This is a genomic window from Actinophytocola xanthii, from assembly GCF_001921205.1.
GTDB classification, from domain to species: Bacteria; Actinomycetota; Actinomycetes; order Mycobacteriales; family Pseudonocardiaceae; genus Actinophytocola; species Actinophytocola xanthii.
On sequence record NZ_MSIE01000085.1, the window covers coordinates 24,684 to 40,715 of the forward strand.

The window sequence follows — 16,032 nt, forward strand, 5'->3', positions numbered from 1 at the left end:
GATGGAGATCCGCACCTCGGTCCTGGGGTTCCTGTCGGCCCGGCTGCTCGACCGCGAGGCGGGCGGGGCGTTCACCGCCACCGACGTGACCGGGCGCCGGCCGCTGTGCCGCGACAAGCGGCTGGTCGACCAGGCCGCCGCCGTGTTCGCCCTCGCCGAGCACGAGCACGAGGACCTCGGGGTCGCGCTGACCGGCCTGCACCGGCTGCTCGACCCCCACGGCCAACCCGGGTTCGTCGAGGTGACCGACCGGTACTGGCGGGTGCTCCCGGCCGGGCGCACCCGCACCCTGCGGCTCCAGCTCCTCGCCTCCACCGCACTGCTGACCGCCGCCCACCGCCGCGACGACGACGAGCTGCGGGTCCACGCCGTCGACCTGCTCAACCGCTGCCTGAGCACGGCCCGGGACGGCAGGCTTCCCGAGGCGGTCACCGAGGACTGGCGCGCGGTGCGCGGCAACCCCTCCTCGCCCCGGGCCGGCGCCGCCGCGGTCCGGGCCCTGGCCGTCGCCGACCTGCTCGGCGAGTCCGACGTGGACACGGCGGTGCTGCCGCTGGTCGCCGACCGGCTCCGCGAGCTGGCCGAGGTCCCGCGGCCCGAGCACCTCACCGACTGCGCGGGGCTCACCCGGACCGCGATCGCACTCGCCCACGCCGGCCGGCTGCTCGCCAGGACCGCCGACCTCGCCGTCGCCCAGCGCGTGCTGCGCTCGGCCGTGGACAACTTCCACGACCCCGAACTCGGCGGCTTCTGGGACCGCCGACCGTGCCCCGGCGCGGTGCTCCCGCCGGTCAAGCGGACAGCCGACGCGGCCGACCTCCTGCTGGCCGGGCGGCTGGTGCGCTCGTGCGGGCTCGACGACCACGGCGTGGCCCGGCTGGCCGAGTCGGCCCTGCGCGAGCTCGCCGACGAGGACAACGGCGGCTTCTACGCCGGCGTCGGCTACCACTGGGCCACGCCGAGCGACCCGGTCGCGCCCGCCGTCCAGCAGCTGCTGCCCGCTCCGGCCGGGAGCGCCGCGCACGGCGGCGACGACCGAGGCTCGCTGCCGCTGCACCGCAAGACCACGCTGGTGCACGCCCGCCTGGCGCGGGTGGCCCGGGACGCCCCGGCCCGTCCGACACGTGAGCGGGGCGAGGACCGGAAGCGGCCGAGCCACCTCGCCGGTGCGCTGCCCGGCGACGGGGCGGCCTGCCCGGTGCCGACCGTCCCGCGGGTGGACCCGACCGTCGCGCTGCCGGTGGACCGGGAGCGGCACCTCAACGCGATCCGGTCGGGGGCGCGGCGCATCCGCCGGGTCAGCGCCGCCTACCGGCTGATTGCCGACACCTGGCTGCTCGCCCGAGGGCTGCCGCGCAGCTGGCCGCCGGTCGCGCTGGTGTGCGCCGCACAGAACGGGGACGGCGGGTTCGGCGAATGCCCCGGTCAGGACAGCGACGTGGCCAGCACCCACGGGGGTGTGGTCGGGCTGCTCCTGGCCGGCGCGCTCGGCCAGCTCTCCCCGGCCGTGGCCGACTACCTGCACGCCTGCCGCCGGCCCGACGGCGGGTTCGGCGCGGTGCCCGGCATGCGCTCCGACGTCTCGCACACCCACCTCGCGGTGGCCGCGCTGCACGCCCTCGGCCTGGACGGGCGGTGGCCCACGGACGGGTGCGCGGCGTTCCTGGCCTCCTGCCGGGTCGGGTCGGGCGGGTTCGGCGCGCGGCCGGGACACCCGGCGAACACGCTCGCCACCCGGCGGGCGGTGGCGACCCTGCGGCTGCTCGGTGCCGAGATCCCCGACCGGCAGGGCCTGGTGCACTGGCTGCGGGCGTGCGAGACCGGGACCGGGGCCTTCGCCCATCGCCCCGGCCACGCCGCGAGCACGCTCGGCACCTGCCACGCGCTGGCCGCGCTCGCCCTGCTCGACGCGCCCGAGGGCCCGACCGGCCGGTCCCCCGAGGGCGACCCGGGAGCGGTCGAGGACGGGTTCCACTACCTCCAGTCGGTCGCTGTGCGCAACGGCGCGGTCGGCCAGGACTGGATCGCCCTGATCAGCTGAGATCGGCGACGGGAGGCAGAGGAGTGCGGGTCTCGACGAGGACGGCGCCGGCGTGGGCGGGCCTGCCGGCGGCCCAGCAGCCGCACTGGCTGGCGCACCCGGCGCGCTCACGCGTACTGGACACGCTCGCCGGCCTGGAGCCCCTGGTCACCCCGGCCGAGCTGGACACGCTGCGGGGTGCGCTGGCGGAGGTGGCCGCCGGGCGTGCGAGGGTGCTGCAGGCGGGCGACTGCGCGGAGAGCTTCCACGGGTGCACCCCCGGCGCCACCGCCGCCAGGCTCGAGGTCCTCGACCGGCTCGCCGACGCCCTCGCCGAGCGGACCGGTGCCCCGGTGGTGCGGGTAGGCCGGATCGCCGGGCAGTTCGCCAAGCCCCGGTCGAGCCCGACGGAGCTGTGCGGTGGGGTCACGCTCCCCGCCTTCCGCGGACACATGATCAACTCTGAGGTGCCGACGGCCGCCGCCCGTGCCCACGACCCACGCCGGATGGTGTGGGCGTACCAGGCGAGCGCGCGGACGGGTGCCTGGGTCGCCTCGGCCAGGGTCGGGCGGGCCGGCCCGTGGACCTCCCACGAGGCGCTCGTGCTCGACTACGAGGCCGGGCTGGTGCGGACCGACCCGGCGAGCGGGAAGCCGTTCCTCGGTTCGACCCACCTGCCCTGGGTCGGCGAGCGGACCCGGCAGCCGGAGAACGCGCACGTCCGCCTGCTCGGCGCGGTGACCAACCCGGTGGGGTGCAAGGTCGGGCCCACCGTCGCACCGCCGGACCTGGTGCGGCTGTGCGCGCTGCTCGACCCGGAGCGGCTGCCGGGGCGCCTGGTGCTGATCGCCAGGATGGGGGCCGGCAGCATCGAGCGGGTGCTTCCCGGGCTGGTCGCGGCGGTGGCCGGCGGTGGGCATCGGCCGGTGTGGCTGTGCGACCCCATGCACGGCAACACCGTCACGGCGGCGAGCGGCCGCAAGACCCGGTACGTGGCGACGATCATCGCCGAGGCGGCGGGGTTCGCCAGGGTGATGGAGCGGACCGGGCAGTTCGCCGGCGGCCTGCACCTGGAGACGGCACCTGGGGTGACCGAGTGCGTCGGGGGCGCGGTACCGGACGAACGGCGCTCACGGCTCACTACACGACACTGTGCGATCCGAGGTTGAACACCGAGCAGGCGCTGGAGTGTGTTGAGGGGTTGGTGGGCTAGCGGCGGCGCAGGGCGGGGTCCTCCAGGGCCGGTGGAAGGTAGTAGCTGTCGGCGCGGTTGAGGTCGGTGCCCGGGGGGACGATCTCGTCGATGCGGTCGAGGACGTCGGCGGTGAGGGTGGCCTCGGCGCCGTCGAGCAGGCTCTCGAGTTGGTCCATGGTTCGGGGGCCGATGAGCACCGAGGTCACCGCGGGGTGGGCGCGCACGAAGCCGACCGCGAGGTGCGGGAGCGACAGGCCCGCGTCGGCGGCGAGCTTGGTCAGGGCGCCGACCGCCTCCAGCTTGCGGGCGTTCTCCGGGAGCGACGGATCGAACTTGTGACCCTCGGTGCTGACCCGCCCGCCGCCGCGCTCGGTGACGTCGGACGCGGTGGTGTACCGGCCGGACAGCCAACCGGCCGACAGCGGGCCCCAGGTCAGCACGCCCATGCCGTACTTCTGCGCGGTCGGCAGCACCGCCGCCTCGACACCGCGGGCCAGGATCGAGTACGGCGGCTGCTCGGTGCGCATCCGGACGTGGCCGCGCCGCTCCGACACCCACTGCGCCTCGACGATCTGCTCCGCCGGGAACGTCGAACTGCCGACGGCGCGGATTTTGCCCGCACGGACCAGGTCGGTCAGCGCGCCGAGCGTCTCGTCGATGTCGGTCGTCGGGTCGGGACGGTGGATCTGGTAGAGGTCGACGTGGTCGGTGCCGAGCCGGCGCAGGCTGTTCTCCAGCTCCCGCACCAGCCAGCGGCGGGAGTTGCCGCCGTGGTTGGCGTCCGGGCCCATCGAGCCGTGTGCCTTGGTGGCGAGCACGACGTCGTCGCGGCGGCCCTTGAGCGCCTTGCCGACGATCTCCTCGGACTCGCCGTCGGAGTAGATGTCGGCGGTGTCGACGAAGTTGATGCCCGCGTCCAGCGCGCGGTGGATGATCCGCACGCTGTCGTCGTGGTCGGGGTTGCCGATGGCGCCGAACATCATGGCGCCGAGCGCGTACTCGCTCACCGAGATGCCGGTGCCGCCGAGAATCCTGCGCTTCATGGGTGATGCCTCCAGGGGGTCGTCTGCCTGCACCCTCCGTCGTCGGGCCGGCGCGTACCAGGCCCGGTCCAACCTGGGTCTCCCAGAACCACCCTCGTTGTCAGAGGAGCCCCAGTGGACGGATCACCACAGGGGAAGGAAGCCCGGCGGGCAGCAGACACCGCCGGATCGGGACCTCCGGCTGGAGCACGACTCCGGGCGTGCCGGGATCAGGAAGAGCGTATACCGCTCGAAACGTCCAGTAGGCATTCGCGTGGTGGAACTGCCATGCCACGATCTCGGGGCGAAACATGTTCCGCTCGTCGAAGTAGAGCGTCCGATACGCGGTGGCCGAGCCGTCCTCGCGCAGGAGCAGCACATCAACGTAATTTCCTGGCCAGCGGAAAACCGCCGCGAAGTGCTCGGGATTTCCCCGCGGACCCCACAGATAAAGGGTCCAATGTCGGCGACGCAGCTCCTCGATCAGGAAGTCGAGTTCTTGTTCAGCCACACGGTGTCCTCGATTGTTCCTTCGGATAGTTCGGACGCTACCGTACTTTTCGGCAACGCGATCAGCGTTCCGAGGTCCGGAAAGGATGGGGATGTCCGAACGAAACCCGGAAGCACGCGACCGGTTCAGGGGAATGCGGCTGCGCGCGATACGTACCCAGCGTCTTCGCCTGGGCCTCAAAGCGGCCGCGACGATGGCCGGTTGGCATGCCTCGAAGCTCAGCCGTACCGAACGCGGTCTACGCACAGTGGCCATTCACGAGTTCGCGATGCTGCTCACGGCGTGGGGACTGGCGGCCGACGAGCGCGACCAGATCCTTCGGGATCTGGCCGAGGGCTCGTCGAGCGGCTGGTGGGATCGGCCCATCGCCGGGGTGCCGATCGACGTCGGCACCCTCGCCGCGTACGAGGCGGAGGCAACCGAATTGATCACGGTGGTCGTCGCCGTCCTGCCCGGCCTGCTCCAGACCCGGGAGACAGCGGCGGCCGTGATGGCCGCGGACGGTGTTCCGCGCGAGGACATCGACCGGCGGTGGATGGCACGGCTACAGCGACAGCAGATTCTCACCACGATCGACTACGCGGCCTTCGTCTCGGAGACGGCGTTGCGGACCCGTTGGGGAGGGCCCCGGGTGTGGCGGGAGCAGCTGGCCCACCTGCTGCAACGGGACGAGCTGGGCCTCGCTCGGATTCGGGTCATCCCCCGGGAGCAGACCGATGTCGTGTTGCTGAACACCTGGCACTACATGCGGTTCCCCGAGGCCCCGCCGGTCGTGCACGTCGAGCTCGGCTCGGGGGTGACCTACATCCACGAGGCCGAGTGGTACACGGACCTTCTGGATCGAATGGATCGGATAGCTGTTTCGAGGGACGGAACCCGTAGACTCATCAGGGACATGATGGAGGGTTGATGATCACTTGGCGTAAGTCTTCGAGGTCGGAATCGGCCGGTCAGTGCGTCGAGGTGCGCGGTGACCTGGCCGCGCTTCGCGACAGCAAGGATCCCGCCGGTCACCCCCTGTGCCTGGCCCTGGGTCGCCTGCTGACCGAGGTCAAGGCCGGTCGCTTCGACCGCTGAGCGAAGCCGGTCGCGCGGAACCGCCCTTGTGGATAATGGCGCGCATGGGCCACGTCGACGAGATCACGCCGTTCCTCAAGGCACGGCGCGCGGCACTGGACGCCGCCGCGCTGGGTCTGCCGGACGGGCTCGGGCGTCGGCGGGTGCGCGGGCTGCGCCGCGAGGAGGTCGCCGCGCTCGCCGGCATCAGCGTCGACTACTACACGCGCATCGAGCAGGGCCGCGCTCCCGCGATCTCCGACAGCGTGCTCGACGCGGTGGCCCGCGCGCTGCGGCTCACCCCGGACGAGCACACCTACCTGCGCAACATCACCCAACCGGGTCGACGGGCCGCCTCCGGTAGCTGCGGGACCACCCCGCCGCTGGTCCGGCCCCAGCTGCTGGAGCTGCTCGACGCGATGGCGGACACCGTCCCCGCGATCGTCTACGGCCCGGGCACCGACGTGCTCGCGTGGAACCGGCTCGGCGCCCGGCTCTCCTTCGACTTCGACGCGCTGCCGGCGCTCGAGCGCAACGCGGCCCGGCTGCTCTTCCTGCACCCCGACGCCCGCGACCTCTACCCCGACTGGGAGCAGAACGCCGAGGCAACCGTCGCCGCCCTGCGGGCCGAGGTGGGCCGGTTCCCCGACCACGGCCGCCTGCAGCGCGTGGTCTGCGAGCTCCAGGAGGCGAGTGCGGACTTCCGCCGCTTCTGGGAGACCCAGGACGTGGTCGACCGCGACCACGGCGTCAAGCGGATCAACAACCCCGAGGTCGGCGAGCTGGTCGTGACGTTCGAGGCGTTCACCCTCCCCGCCGAGCCCGACCTGCGCCTGTGCACCTACACCGCTCCCCAGGGCTCACCGACCGAGGAGCGGTTGCGGCTCTTGGCGGCCGGGCTGGCCGCCGGGGTGGGTTAGGCGATACCGGGCTTCGGGTCAGCGCAGTCGCGGCAGCAGCAGGGTCGCGACGTCCAGCGCTCGGGTCGGTGTCGACGCCGGGTCCGGAGGTCGCAGGGTCTCCACCTCCGACAGCACCGCGGTGACGAAGCCCCAGGCCACGGTCCGGTCCAGGGGCATCGCCAGCATGTCGGAGAGCTGTTCGACCCGGGCCGGCACCAGCCGGGTGAGCGACTCGGCCCTGTCGGCCGGCTCCGGGTTGTAGAGCAGCGGACCGATCTCGTAGCCGGGGTCGCCCACGATGCCGTGCGGGTCGATCGCCAACCACGGTTCCCGGGTGGCCCGCAGGACGTTGTCGTGGTGCAGGTCGCCGTGCAGCACGACGCGCTCCGTGCTCGACTCGCACAGCTCGCGCATGAGCCCGGCCGCCCGGCCCACCAGGCCGGCGGGCAGCGGTACGTGGTCGCCGTGGGTTCTCAGGTGCTCGTCGAACACGGCGATCCGGCTCGCCACGTCGGGCAGCGGGCAGCCGGGGGGCGCCGGGAGGTGCAGCCGACGGACCAGCGCCGCCACCACCGCGGTGGCCTCGGTGTGCCGAGCCGGGACCAGGTCGCGCAGCCGTCGGCCGGGGACCGCGCGTTCCAGGAGGACCGCGCCGCGAGCCGGATCGGCGCGCAGCACCTGGACCGCTCCCCGGCCGTCGAAGGCCAGCAGCGCGGGAACCTCGGTACGCAGGCCCTCGCCGCCGGGAACGCCGAGCTTGAGCACCGCCGGGGTGCCGTCGGCCAGGGTCACCGCGGTGACGAAGTGGAACGTCAGGTCGAACGGCGTGTCGAGGACCAGGTCCCAGTTACGGGCCAGGTCCGCGAGCAGCCGCGGCAGGCGCTCCAGCCACTGAGCGCCTGCCGCACCCCACACCCGGACGGCGTTGCGCGCGAGCGCGGCGTTGATCACCCGCCCAGGGTAGGGCGCGGCGCTCAGCCGATCGCGAAGCTCGGGTGCGGTGGCTGGTTGTAGCCGGTGTTCTGCCAGGCCACCGCCAACCGGTACTGGCGGTCCTGCATGAGCGACGGCCGGTTGATGTTCGTGCTGTCGGTCGTGGAGTAGATGCGCAGGGCGCGGTTGTCCGACGTCCGCCAGATCACCTCCTCGCGCCAGTCGCCGAGGATGTCGGCCGAGAGCGCGGGGGTGGACTTGGTGCCGTTGTTGGACGCGACGCCGGAACCGGTCAGCAGGCGGGTGTCTCCGCCGGTGCCGTACTTGTCGATGTTCGTCCCGTCCAGCAGTTCGCGCTGGGCGTCGCCGTCCCACCAGATGACGAAGTTGGTGGACCCGGGTTTGCGGGCCGCGACCTGCGAGCCGTTGGTGCCGCTGCGCAGCCCGGCCACGCACGAGGACCAGGCCTCGGCACCGGCGTTGCCGGACCAGACGTCCGCGGCGACACCGCGGCCGTTGTCGCTGCCGCAGGAGGGCGCGCTCCAGATGATCTGACCGGTCCTGGCGTCGCCCATCCAGTGTGCCGGGTCGGAGGTCGACTCCGACGGCTTGAACACCTCGAGGCCCGCCCGGGACGGGATCAAGTCGCTGACGTGGTAGGCGTCGCCATGGTGGGTGTTGTTCTGCCACAGCCCGGCGCCGTTGTCGTCGATCGCCATCGAGCCGTACATGATCTCGTCCCGGCCGTCGCCGTCCACGTCGGCGACCGACAGCTGGTGGTTGCCCTTGCCCGTCCAGGCCGAGCCGTTGGTCGAGGAGTTGGAGTCGAACGTCCAGCGCCGGGTCAGCGAGCCGCCCCGGAAGTCCCAGGCGGAGATGACGCTGCGCGTGTAGTAGCCACGGGCCATGATGATGCTGGGTCGCGAACCGTCTACATAGGCCGTTCCGGCGAGGAAGCGGTCGACCCGGTTGCCGTAGCTGTCACCCCAGCCGCCGACGTTCCCCCGCGGGGGCACGAAGTCCGCGGTGGCCAGCACCGCGCCGTCGGTGCCGCGGAAGACCGAGAGGAACTCGGGCCCGGCCAGCACGTAGCCCGACGAGTTGCGGTGGTCGGCGTTCGCGTTCCCGATCACCTGGCCGGTGCCCGACCGGGTGCCGTCGGCGGTCTTGACCGCGACCTCGGCTCGGCCGTCGCCGTCGTAGTCGAACACCTGGAACTGCGTGTAGTGCGCGCCGGAACGAATGTTGCGCCCGAGGTCGATCCGCCACAGGCGGGTGCCGTTGAGCTGGTAGGCGTCCAGGTAGGTGTTGCCCGTGTAGCCGGACTGCGAGTTGTCCTTGGCGTTGGAGGGATCCCACTTCAGCACGATCTCGTACTGCCCGTCGCCGTTCAGGTCTCCCACGCTCGCGTCGTTCGCGGTGTAGCTGTAGCTCTCGCCCGAGGGCGTGGTGCCGCCGGGCGGGAGCTGCAACGGCACGTCCCGGGACTCGGCGAAGGGGATCGCCCGCTCCTGGTCTCCGGCGCGTTCCACCCCGCCGGAAACCGTCCGGACCGTGTAGACCGCGTCCGCGGCCGCGGCCCGGTCCCGGTAGTTCGTCGCCCCGCTGATCGGAGCCGCGTTGACCTTCGTCCCGTCCCGGTAGAGGTTGAACGCGATGTCCGCCGGGTCGCTCACCAACCGGCGCCAGCTCAGGAAGTTGCCGTCTCCGGCTCGGATACTGACCAGTCCGCGGTCCAGAGCGTCCACAGTGGCCAGCGGCGCTCCGGCACGGTCGGCCTGAGCCGGCGGCGTGACCACCAGCGCGCCCAACAGGGCCCCGATCGCCGCGACGGCAGAACATGCACGAGGGTTGACCCGCATCTGCGCCACTTCCTTGTGGTGATGGGTCGTCGGGTCGTCGGAGCGCGACCCTGGAAGGGCGGCCTGGGAGCGCTCCCAAAGCCGCCACGACATTGGTAGCACTGAAGTTCGGCCACTGTCAACGTTTCTTGTGAGCGTTAACAGCCCAACGGCCGCACCGGTCTCGGCGACGCAATAGTCCACGTCCTGCCCACGATCGTCCACGTGCTCCGGGCGTAGCGTTGACGCCGGGGAGGGCCCGGCCGACCGCACGTGAAGGGAGACCCCATGGGTCATCGGTGGAACGCCCGGCGGTTGCTGCCCATGCTCGGTACCGCTGTCTGCCTCACCCTCGCACCCGCCGCAGTCGCCGAGCCCGCCCCCGCCGAGCCGACCCTGGTCGTCGCACCGGACGGCGACGACAGCGCTCCCGGAACGCTCGCCCAGCCACTGCGCACCATCCAGCGTGCGGTGGACCTGGCCGGGCCGGGGGACGTCATCGCCGTGCGCGGCGGTACGTACGCCCCGACGGTCAACATTCAGCTCCGCACGAGCGGCACCCCGGCCGAACCAATAACGCTGACCGCCTACCGCGGCGAGCACGTGGTCGTGGACGGCGAGCAGATGCCCCACACACCGGCACCGCTGGGCGGCAGCATCCCCCGCGCGGAGCGGGGCGCGATCCACCTGGCGGCGTCCCACTGGCACCTGGTCGACCTCGAGATCGCCAACGGCCCCTACGGGATCTTCGGCATCGACAGCAGCAACAACACCTTCGAGCACCTCGTCACCCGGGACAACTACGAGAGCGGGCTGCACCTGCAGGGCGCCTCCGGCGGCAACCTCATCCTCGACCTGGACAGCTCCGGCAACCGGGACCCGCGCAAGAACGGGGAGAGCGCGGACGGCCTGGCCATCAAGGAGGGTTCGGGAACCGGCAACGTGGTGCGCGGCGCCCGCCTGTGGAACAACGTCGACGACGGTTTCGACGCCTGGGAGTTCCTTTCCCCCGTCACCATCGAGGACAGCGTCGCCTGGGGCAACGGGGTCAACCGGTGGGGCTTTCCGGACTTCGCCGGTGACGGCAACGGGTTCAAGCTCGGCGGCGGCGACGAGGACCTGCCGGCCGACCACGTCGTGCGCAACAGCATCGCGTTCGACAACACCGCCGGCGGGTTCATCGACAACGGCAACCCGGGCTCGATGACCCTCGACCGCAACACCGCCTGGCGCAACACGGGAACCGGGTTCGACACCGAGGACTCGACCTCGCGGCTGACCCGCAACCTCGCCGTGAGCAACGGCACCGACGTGCGGCTCGGCTCCTCCACCGGCAGCGGCAACTCCTGGGACCTGGGTGGCGACTGGGACGACTCGTCGCTCGTGAGCACGGACCCGAGCACGATGGCCGGCCCGCGTGAGCCGGACGGGGACATCCCGCACTCCGACTTCCTGCTACCCAAAGGCGGTCTCGAGATCGGAGCCAGGCTGTGAAGGCGGTACTCGCGGCCGTTCTCACGGCCGCCGCCGTCCTCGTGCCAGTCAACGTCCCCTTGGGACAGAGCGACCCCGGGGCGGCCGCCGCGCCGACGGTGACCCGGCTGCGGGACACGCAGCTCGACGCGACCGCGCTGTACTTCGTGTCCTACGACGGCCTGGTCAACAACGAGTCGTTCCAGTTGGACGCGCTGCTCACGCACCAGGGCTACCAGTACACGGCCTGGTACACCGCGGACCGCAGCGCCGTGCTCGCCCGTCGACGGCTGCCCGACGCCGCCTGGGAGAAGGCGGTCCTGCCGCACCGGCTGACCGTCGACGACTCGCACAACGTGATCTCGCTCGGCATCTCACCCACCGACGGTCGCCTGCACGTCGCCATGGACACCCACGACACGCCGGTGTTCTACGTGAAGTCCGCCGCCGGCCTGGTGTCCACACCGGCCTCGCAGTCCTGGTCGGCGTCCCGGTTCGGCCCCGTACAGCGGACGTTGGACGGGGTGGACCTCGGCGGGATCAGCTACCCGCAGTTCGTCCTGACGCCCGAGCGCCGGCTCCAGCTGAGCTACCGAACCGGTCGCTCCGCGAACGGCACGAACGAGCTGGCCGAGTACGACGGGGCGACGTGGCGCAAGCTGGGCAGGTGGACCTCCGCGACCGGCTCGTGGACCGCGCCCAACGGCGTCACCAGCACGACGCGCAACATGTACCTGCACGGGCTGACCTACGGCCCGGGCGGCCGGCTGCACGCGGCGTTCACCTGGCGCGAGGGCAACGCGGGGGTGCTCTGTGCCTCGGGCGGCCTCACCAACCACGACACCGGCTACGTCTACAGCGACGACCGCGGCCGCACCTGGCGCACCCCCGCCGGTCAGCTCGCCGGCACCACGGGCGGAACGCCGGTGGGCGTCTCACCCTCGCTCGTGGTCGACCCGCTCGACCCCAACCACGGCCTGATGAACCAGGAAAGCCAGGCCGTCGACTCGACCGGCGCGCCCCACGTGGTGATCAGCTACGTCCCCGGCCGGTTCACCCAGTGCGTCACGAGCTATGCCGCGGACCGCACCCGGTGGGGCCGAGCGTTCCACCTCTTCCGCCAGGCCAACGGGTCCTGGACCAAGCGCGAGGTCCCGGTCCAGCCCGGCGCCACCGGACGCACCAGGATCGTGTTCGACCGGGCCGACAACGCCTACCTGGTCATGCCGTTCGGCCGGATCGTGAGCGCCTCCAGGGCCAGCGGCTGGACCGACTGGACCCTCGTGTTCGACGCCGCCGGGATGAACGCCTTCGGCGAGGTCACCGTCGACTACTCCCGGGTCGCCGCCGAAGGCGTGCTGTCGGTGCTCTACCAGCGCAGGTCCAGCGGGACGACGCCCTCCCCCATCCACGTCGCAGACTTCCGGCTCGGCGCCTGAGGCGCGCGGTACCGGGCCGCGTCGTGTGAGATGGGGTCATGGCGATTTCCCTTCCGCGCGTCCCGGGGCCGCGTGACCTGGTTCAATGGACCTTCCGGACGACGACGACCCTGGCGTCCGTGCCGGGGCGGCTGCTGGCGCTGGTGGAGGCGGTCGAGTCGGTGGCCGCCCGCGCCGACGAGCTGGTCGGGCGCACCGGCCGCGTGGTGACCGCGGCGGAGGAGGCGGTGGCCCACTCCCGACGGGTGATCGCGTCGGTCGAGGCCCAGGTGGAGGCGGCCCGACCCCTGCTCGAGTTCGTCGAGGAGTTCAGCCAGCACGAGATGCAGGCCGCGATCAAGCTGGTCGACGAGCTGCCCCGGCTGTCCAGGCACCTCACCGAGGACGTGATGCCGATCCTCACCACCCTCGACCACGTCGGCCCGGACCTCCACGAGCTGCTCTCGGTGGTCAACGACGTCCGCCAGGCCATCCTGGGCGTCCCCGGCTTCGAGTTCCTGCGCCGCCGCGGGGAGGACAAGGACGAGAAGCGCGAGGACTGACGCGGGCGTTCCGGAATTATCGGCCGTTTCCACGTGGGCACCCAGCCGGAAATGTCCACACCTCGAGCATTGATATCGGAAAACTTCCGAAAGAAGATGGAGGGCACGACACCTCCCTGCTCGAGGAGACCTCATGAGGATCGGGAAACTCGTCCTGGGCTGCCTGGGGATGGCGGTGGTCCTGCTCGCCGCACTCGTCCGGCTGGCCACACCGGCGGCGGCCGCGACGCTGGTCGAGGTGACGAACTTCGGCGCGAACCCGAGCAACCTGCGGATGCACCTCTACGTGCCGGACTCCGTCGCCTCCCGCCCGGCCGTCCTGGTCGCCGTGCACTACTGCACGGGGTCGGGCCCGGCCTTCCACAGCGGGACCGAGTTCGCCCGGCTCGCCGACCAGCACGGCTTCGTCGTGATCTACCCGTCGGCGACCCGCAGCGGCAACTGCTTCGACGTCTACACGCGGGAGGCCCTGCGGCGTGACGGCGGCAGCGACCCGGTCGGAATCAGGTCGATGGTCGGCTACGTCCAGCAGCGGTACGGCGCGGACCCGGACCGGATCTTCGTCACCGGCGCCTCGTCCGGGGCCATGATGACCAACGTCCTGCTCGGCAACTACCCGGACGTCTTCCGGGCGGGCGCGGCGTTCATGGGGGTGCCGTTCGGCTGCTTCGCGACCACGCCGCCGAGCACCTGGAACAGCGAGTGCGCGAACGGGCAGGTGGTCCGAACGCCCCAGCAGTGGGGCGACCTGGTCCGCGCCGCCTACCCCGGCTACACCGGCCCCCGCCCGCGCATGCAGGTCTGGCACGGCACGCAGGACACCACCCTCCGCTACCCGAACTTCGGCGAGCAGCTCAAGCAGTGGACGAACGTGCACGGGGTGAGCCAGACACCGGTGTCGACCGACACCCCGCAGGCCAACTGGACCAGGACGCGCTACGGCGCCACCGGCACCACCCCGCCGGTGGAGGGGATCAGCCTGCAGGGCGTCGGCCACAACCTGCCGAGCGGTGGCATGGCGGCGATGGCCCTCGCCTTCTTCGGCCTGACCGGCTGAGGCGCGGCAGGGCTCGGCCGACAACCGTCCGCCCGTGCCCGGCGGTTACCCCGCCGGGCGCAGGAGGGCGACGAGGAAGCCCGCGTCCTCGGTGAACGGGCGCAGGTCCCAGGTGGACAGCAGCAGGTCGGGTTCGAGGCCGGCGGCCGCGGCGTCGGCGAGGAACTCGCGGAACTCGTAGCCTCGGCCGGCGCCGAAACCCACGGCGGCGCGGCCCTCCTCCGCGAGGTGGGCGCGGAAGGCGCCGAGGACGGCGCCGCGGGTGCTGGGCGCGAGGAAGGTCATCACGTTCCCGGCGCAGACGATCGCGTCGAACGGGGCGCTCTCGCCGCGGGCCGGCAGGTCCAGCTCGGCCAGGTCGCCGACCAGCCAGCGCGGCCCGGGGTGGTCCTGCCTGGCGGCGTCGATCAGGGCCGGGTCCACGTCGACGCCGACGACGTCGTGGCCGGCGGCGGCCAGGGCACCGCCGACGCGGCCGGGCCCGCAGCCGGCGTCGAGGACCCGTGCGCCGCGCGGCAGCATCGCGTCCACCAGGCGGGCCTCCCCGGCGAGGTCCTCACCGGCGCGCGCCATGGCGCGGAAGCGCTCGACGTACCAGGTGGAGTGACCGGGGTCGTCGGCGACCTTCCGCATCCACATGCTCTGCTCGACCATGCCGCCATTATCGCCGCGGGCAGGGCCGCCCACCCGCCCGATCGGGCTACCCCGAGGTGACCGGATGGCCGGGTGCCCTCCCGCTGCCTAGGGTGACCACTGTGGTCATCGCGCCTCGACGTCTGGAGTGGCCGTGCGCAGGTCAGGCAGCAACACCATGGCACGGCTGCGCGAGCAGCTGTGCCTCGCGGCAGGCGACAACGAGGTCCCGGTGCACGTCGCCCCGCGGATGATGATGTTCATCGGCGAGGAGGTCGGCGGCCTGTCCTGGTTGGATGCCGCCAACCAGCCCGCGGACCACGGCGGGTTCCGGGGCCAGGCCGTCGCGTTCACGAGCTCGCTGGTCGTGTACGCGACGTGGGGCTCCCGGTCCGGGGCGGTCGGCTCCCCGACGAACTCGAGCGCCAGCGTGGAGGCGTGGTCGCGCCGTTCCCTGTGCGCGGCCGCCATCGTCGCCGCGCCACCCCGGGGCGGAGCGGTCAACCTGGACGACTCGTGGGCGGCCTCCGACGGCGACTGGCCGCGCTCGGGTCAGCTGTCGCTGACCTACGCCCACCGCCAGGAGAGCCTGCGGGTGCCGTTGGACCCGGATCGCGAGCTCATGAAGGACGCCCTCATCCGGCCGTTCATCCACTCCCTGATGACCGACCTGCGGGAGCCGCACCCCTGACCTGAGCGGGACGACCCGGCCGGAAAAAGTCCGGCCCGGGGTGTCGATCAGAGCGTCTCCCGCTCGACGAGGTGGTGAACGAGCGTTCCGCGCCCACGGGAGGACACAGTCATGACCTCGCCCCTGCACACCAACGAGCTCACCACCCCGCCGGCCAGCGGGCCGCTCTCGGCAGTCGTCGGCCGGCTGCCCAACGCCGCGCTCGGCGCGACCCGCGTCGTGGTGTCGTTCCTGTTCGTCTGCCACGGCCTGGTCGGCCTGTTCGGCACCTTCGGCGGTGTCGACGGCCAGGGCGGCACCGTCGAGCCGCTGAGCTGGCCCGGCTGGTGGGGGTCGGTGATCCACCTCGTCGCCGGCGCCCTGGTGCTGGTCGGCCTGTTCACCCGCCCCGCGGCGCTGCTCTGCTCCGGCTCGATGGCCTACGCCTACTTCACCGTCCACCAGCCGATCGCGCTGTTCCCCATCCCCAACGGCGGCGAGCCGGCCGCGCTGTTCAGCTGGATCTTCCTGCTGGTCGGCGTGCTCGGACCGGGCGCGTTCGCCCTGGACGCGCTGCGCCGCCGCCGCTGAGGCGCACTGCCCGACGTGGACGTGGGCCTGCCGGGAGGACACGGCAGGCCCACGTCGGGGTGTCAGCTCACGGTGCAGGTGGCGAACCGGGCGAGGTCCTGGGGCCGGTCGGCGACCCGGTCGATCGCGATCGCGATCCGATCCAGC

At 72.3% G+C, this 16,032-nt stretch carries 16 protein-coding genes; 11 read left to right on the top strand and 5 right to left on the bottom strand.

The genetic code is table 11. The features are described 5' to 3' along the window. Position 1: 1 nt before the first annotated feature. On the top strand, positions 2-2,041 hold the full coding sequence (locus tag BU204_RS33000; protein ID WP_075129724.1) for a prenyltransferase/squalene oxidase repeat-containing protein: 2,040 nt from the start codon (positions 2-4) through the stop codon (positions 2,039-2,041). Positions 2,042-2,064: 23 nt separating this feature from the next. Further along, positions 2,065-3,189 carry a 3-deoxy-7-phosphoheptulonate synthase gene (locus tag BU204_RS33005; protein WP_198943074.1) on the top strand — a complete coding sequence of 375 codons (1,125 nt, stop codon included), beginning with the start codon at positions 2,065-2,067 and terminating at the stop codon, positions 3,187-3,189. A 40-nt stretch (positions 3,190-3,229) separates the two neighbouring features. Here BU204_RS33005 and BU204_RS33010 read toward each other — a convergent pair whose 3' ends face one another. Together BU204_RS33010 and BU204_RS38645 are read right to left on the bottom strand one after the other, a co-directional pair. Then, positions 3,230-4,258, bottom strand: coding sequence for an aldo/keto reductase (locus BU204_RS33010; protein ID WP_075129725.1), 1,029 nt, complete (start codon positions 4,256-4,258; stop codon positions 3,230-3,232). Between the two features lie 100 nt (positions 4,259-4,358). Next, complete coding sequence (locus BU204_RS38645) at positions 4,359-4,748, bottom strand: hypothetical protein (RefSeq protein WP_143229913.1); 390 nt, start codon at positions 4,746-4,748, stop codon at positions 4,359-4,361. 91 nt (positions 4,749-4,839) lie between these two features. Here BU204_RS38645 and BU204_RS33020 point away from each other — a divergent pair, with 91 nt between their 5' ends. From BU204_RS33020 to BU204_RS33030, 3 genes are read left to right on the top strand one after another with little or no spacing between them, the layout of a single operon-like run. Then, the gene (locus BU204_RS33020) at positions 4,840-5,658 is read left to right on the top strand and encodes a helix-turn-helix domain-containing protein (protein WP_158073547.1); all 819 of its coding nucleotides are present in this window, start codon (positions 4,840-4,842) and stop codon (positions 5,656-5,658) included. Beyond that, positions 5,658-5,825 carry a DUF397 domain-containing protein gene (locus tag BU204_RS33025; RefSeq protein ID WP_075129727.1) on the top strand — a complete coding sequence of 56 codons (168 nt, stop codon included), beginning with the start codon at positions 5,658-5,660 and terminating at the stop codon, positions 5,823-5,825. The genes BU204_RS33020 and BU204_RS33025 overlap by 1 nt, the downstream gene beginning before the upstream one ends. A 44-nt stretch (positions 5,826-5,869) precedes the next feature. Next, complete coding sequence (locus BU204_RS33030; protein ID WP_075129728.1) at positions 5,870-6,724, top strand: helix-turn-helix domain-containing protein; 855 nt, start codon at positions 5,870-5,872, stop codon at positions 6,722-6,724. A gap of 18 nt (positions 6,725-6,742) precedes the next feature. On the opposite strand, the gene BU204_RS33035 is transcribed toward BU204_RS33030, so the two are convergent. Beyond that, positions 6,743-7,657: an aminoglycoside phosphotransferase family protein gene (locus BU204_RS33035; RefSeq protein ID WP_075129729.1), complete on the bottom strand. Its 915-nt coding sequence runs from the start codon at positions 7,655-7,657 to the stop codon at positions 6,743-6,745. Positions 7,658-7,680: 23 nt separating this feature from the next. Next, a complete protein-coding gene (locus BU204_RS33040) occupies positions 7,681-9,450 on the bottom strand; it encodes a rhamnogalacturonan lyase (RefSeq protein WP_233160898.1) in 1,770 nt (589 codons plus the stop codon). 318 nt (positions 9,451-9,768) lie between these two features. Between BU204_RS33040 and BU204_RS33045 the strand changes: the two genes are divergently transcribed. The 4 genes from BU204_RS33045 (at position 9,769) to BU204_RS33060 (ending at position 13,991) form a co-directional block, all read left to right on the top strand. Further along, the gene (locus BU204_RS33045; RefSeq protein WP_198943075.1) at positions 9,769-10,974 is read left to right on the top strand and encodes a right-handed parallel beta-helix repeat-containing protein; all 1,206 of its coding nucleotides are present in this window, start codon (positions 9,769-9,771) and stop codon (positions 10,972-10,974) included. Beyond that, entirely contained in the window at positions 10,971-12,392 is a 1,422-nt protein-coding gene (locus tag BU204_RS33050; protein WP_075129730.1) for a BNR repeat-containing protein, read from the top strand. The genes BU204_RS33045 and BU204_RS33050 overlap by 4 nt, the downstream gene beginning before the upstream one ends. Before the next feature lie 38 nt (positions 12,393-12,430). Further along, positions 12,431-12,934, top strand: a complete 504-nt coding sequence (locus BU204_RS33055; RefSeq protein WP_075129731.1) for a hypothetical protein — start codon at positions 12,431-12,433, stop codon at positions 12,932-12,934. Between the two features lie 133 nt (positions 12,935-13,067). Beyond that, entirely contained in the window at positions 13,068-13,991 is a 924-nt protein-coding gene (locus BU204_RS33060) for an extracellular catalytic domain type 1 short-chain-length polyhydroxyalkanoate depolymerase (RefSeq protein ID WP_075129732.1), read from the top strand. Between the two features lie 45 nt (positions 13,992-14,036). Here the strand turns inward: BU204_RS33060 and BU204_RS33065 are convergent, their stop codons facing one another. Beyond that, complete coding sequence (locus BU204_RS33065; protein WP_075129733.1) at positions 14,037-14,645, bottom strand: class I SAM-dependent methyltransferase; 609 nt, start codon at positions 14,643-14,645, stop codon at positions 14,037-14,039. 133 nt (positions 14,646-14,778) lie between these two features. On the opposite strand from BU204_RS33065, the gene BU204_RS33070 reads away from it, so the two are divergent. Both BU204_RS33070 and BU204_RS33075 read left to right on the top strand, forming a co-directional pair. Further along, the gene (locus BU204_RS33070; RefSeq protein ID WP_143229914.1) at positions 14,779-15,315 is read left to right on the top strand and encodes a hypothetical protein; all 537 of its coding nucleotides are present in this window, start codon (positions 14,779-14,781) and stop codon (positions 15,313-15,315) included. A gap of 111 nt (positions 15,316-15,426) precedes the next feature. Then, a complete protein-coding gene (locus tag BU204_RS33075) occupies positions 15,427-15,885 on the top strand; it encodes a DoxX family protein (RefSeq protein ID WP_075129735.1) in 459 nt (152 codons plus the stop codon). Positions 15,886-16,032: the final 147 nt, after the last annotated feature.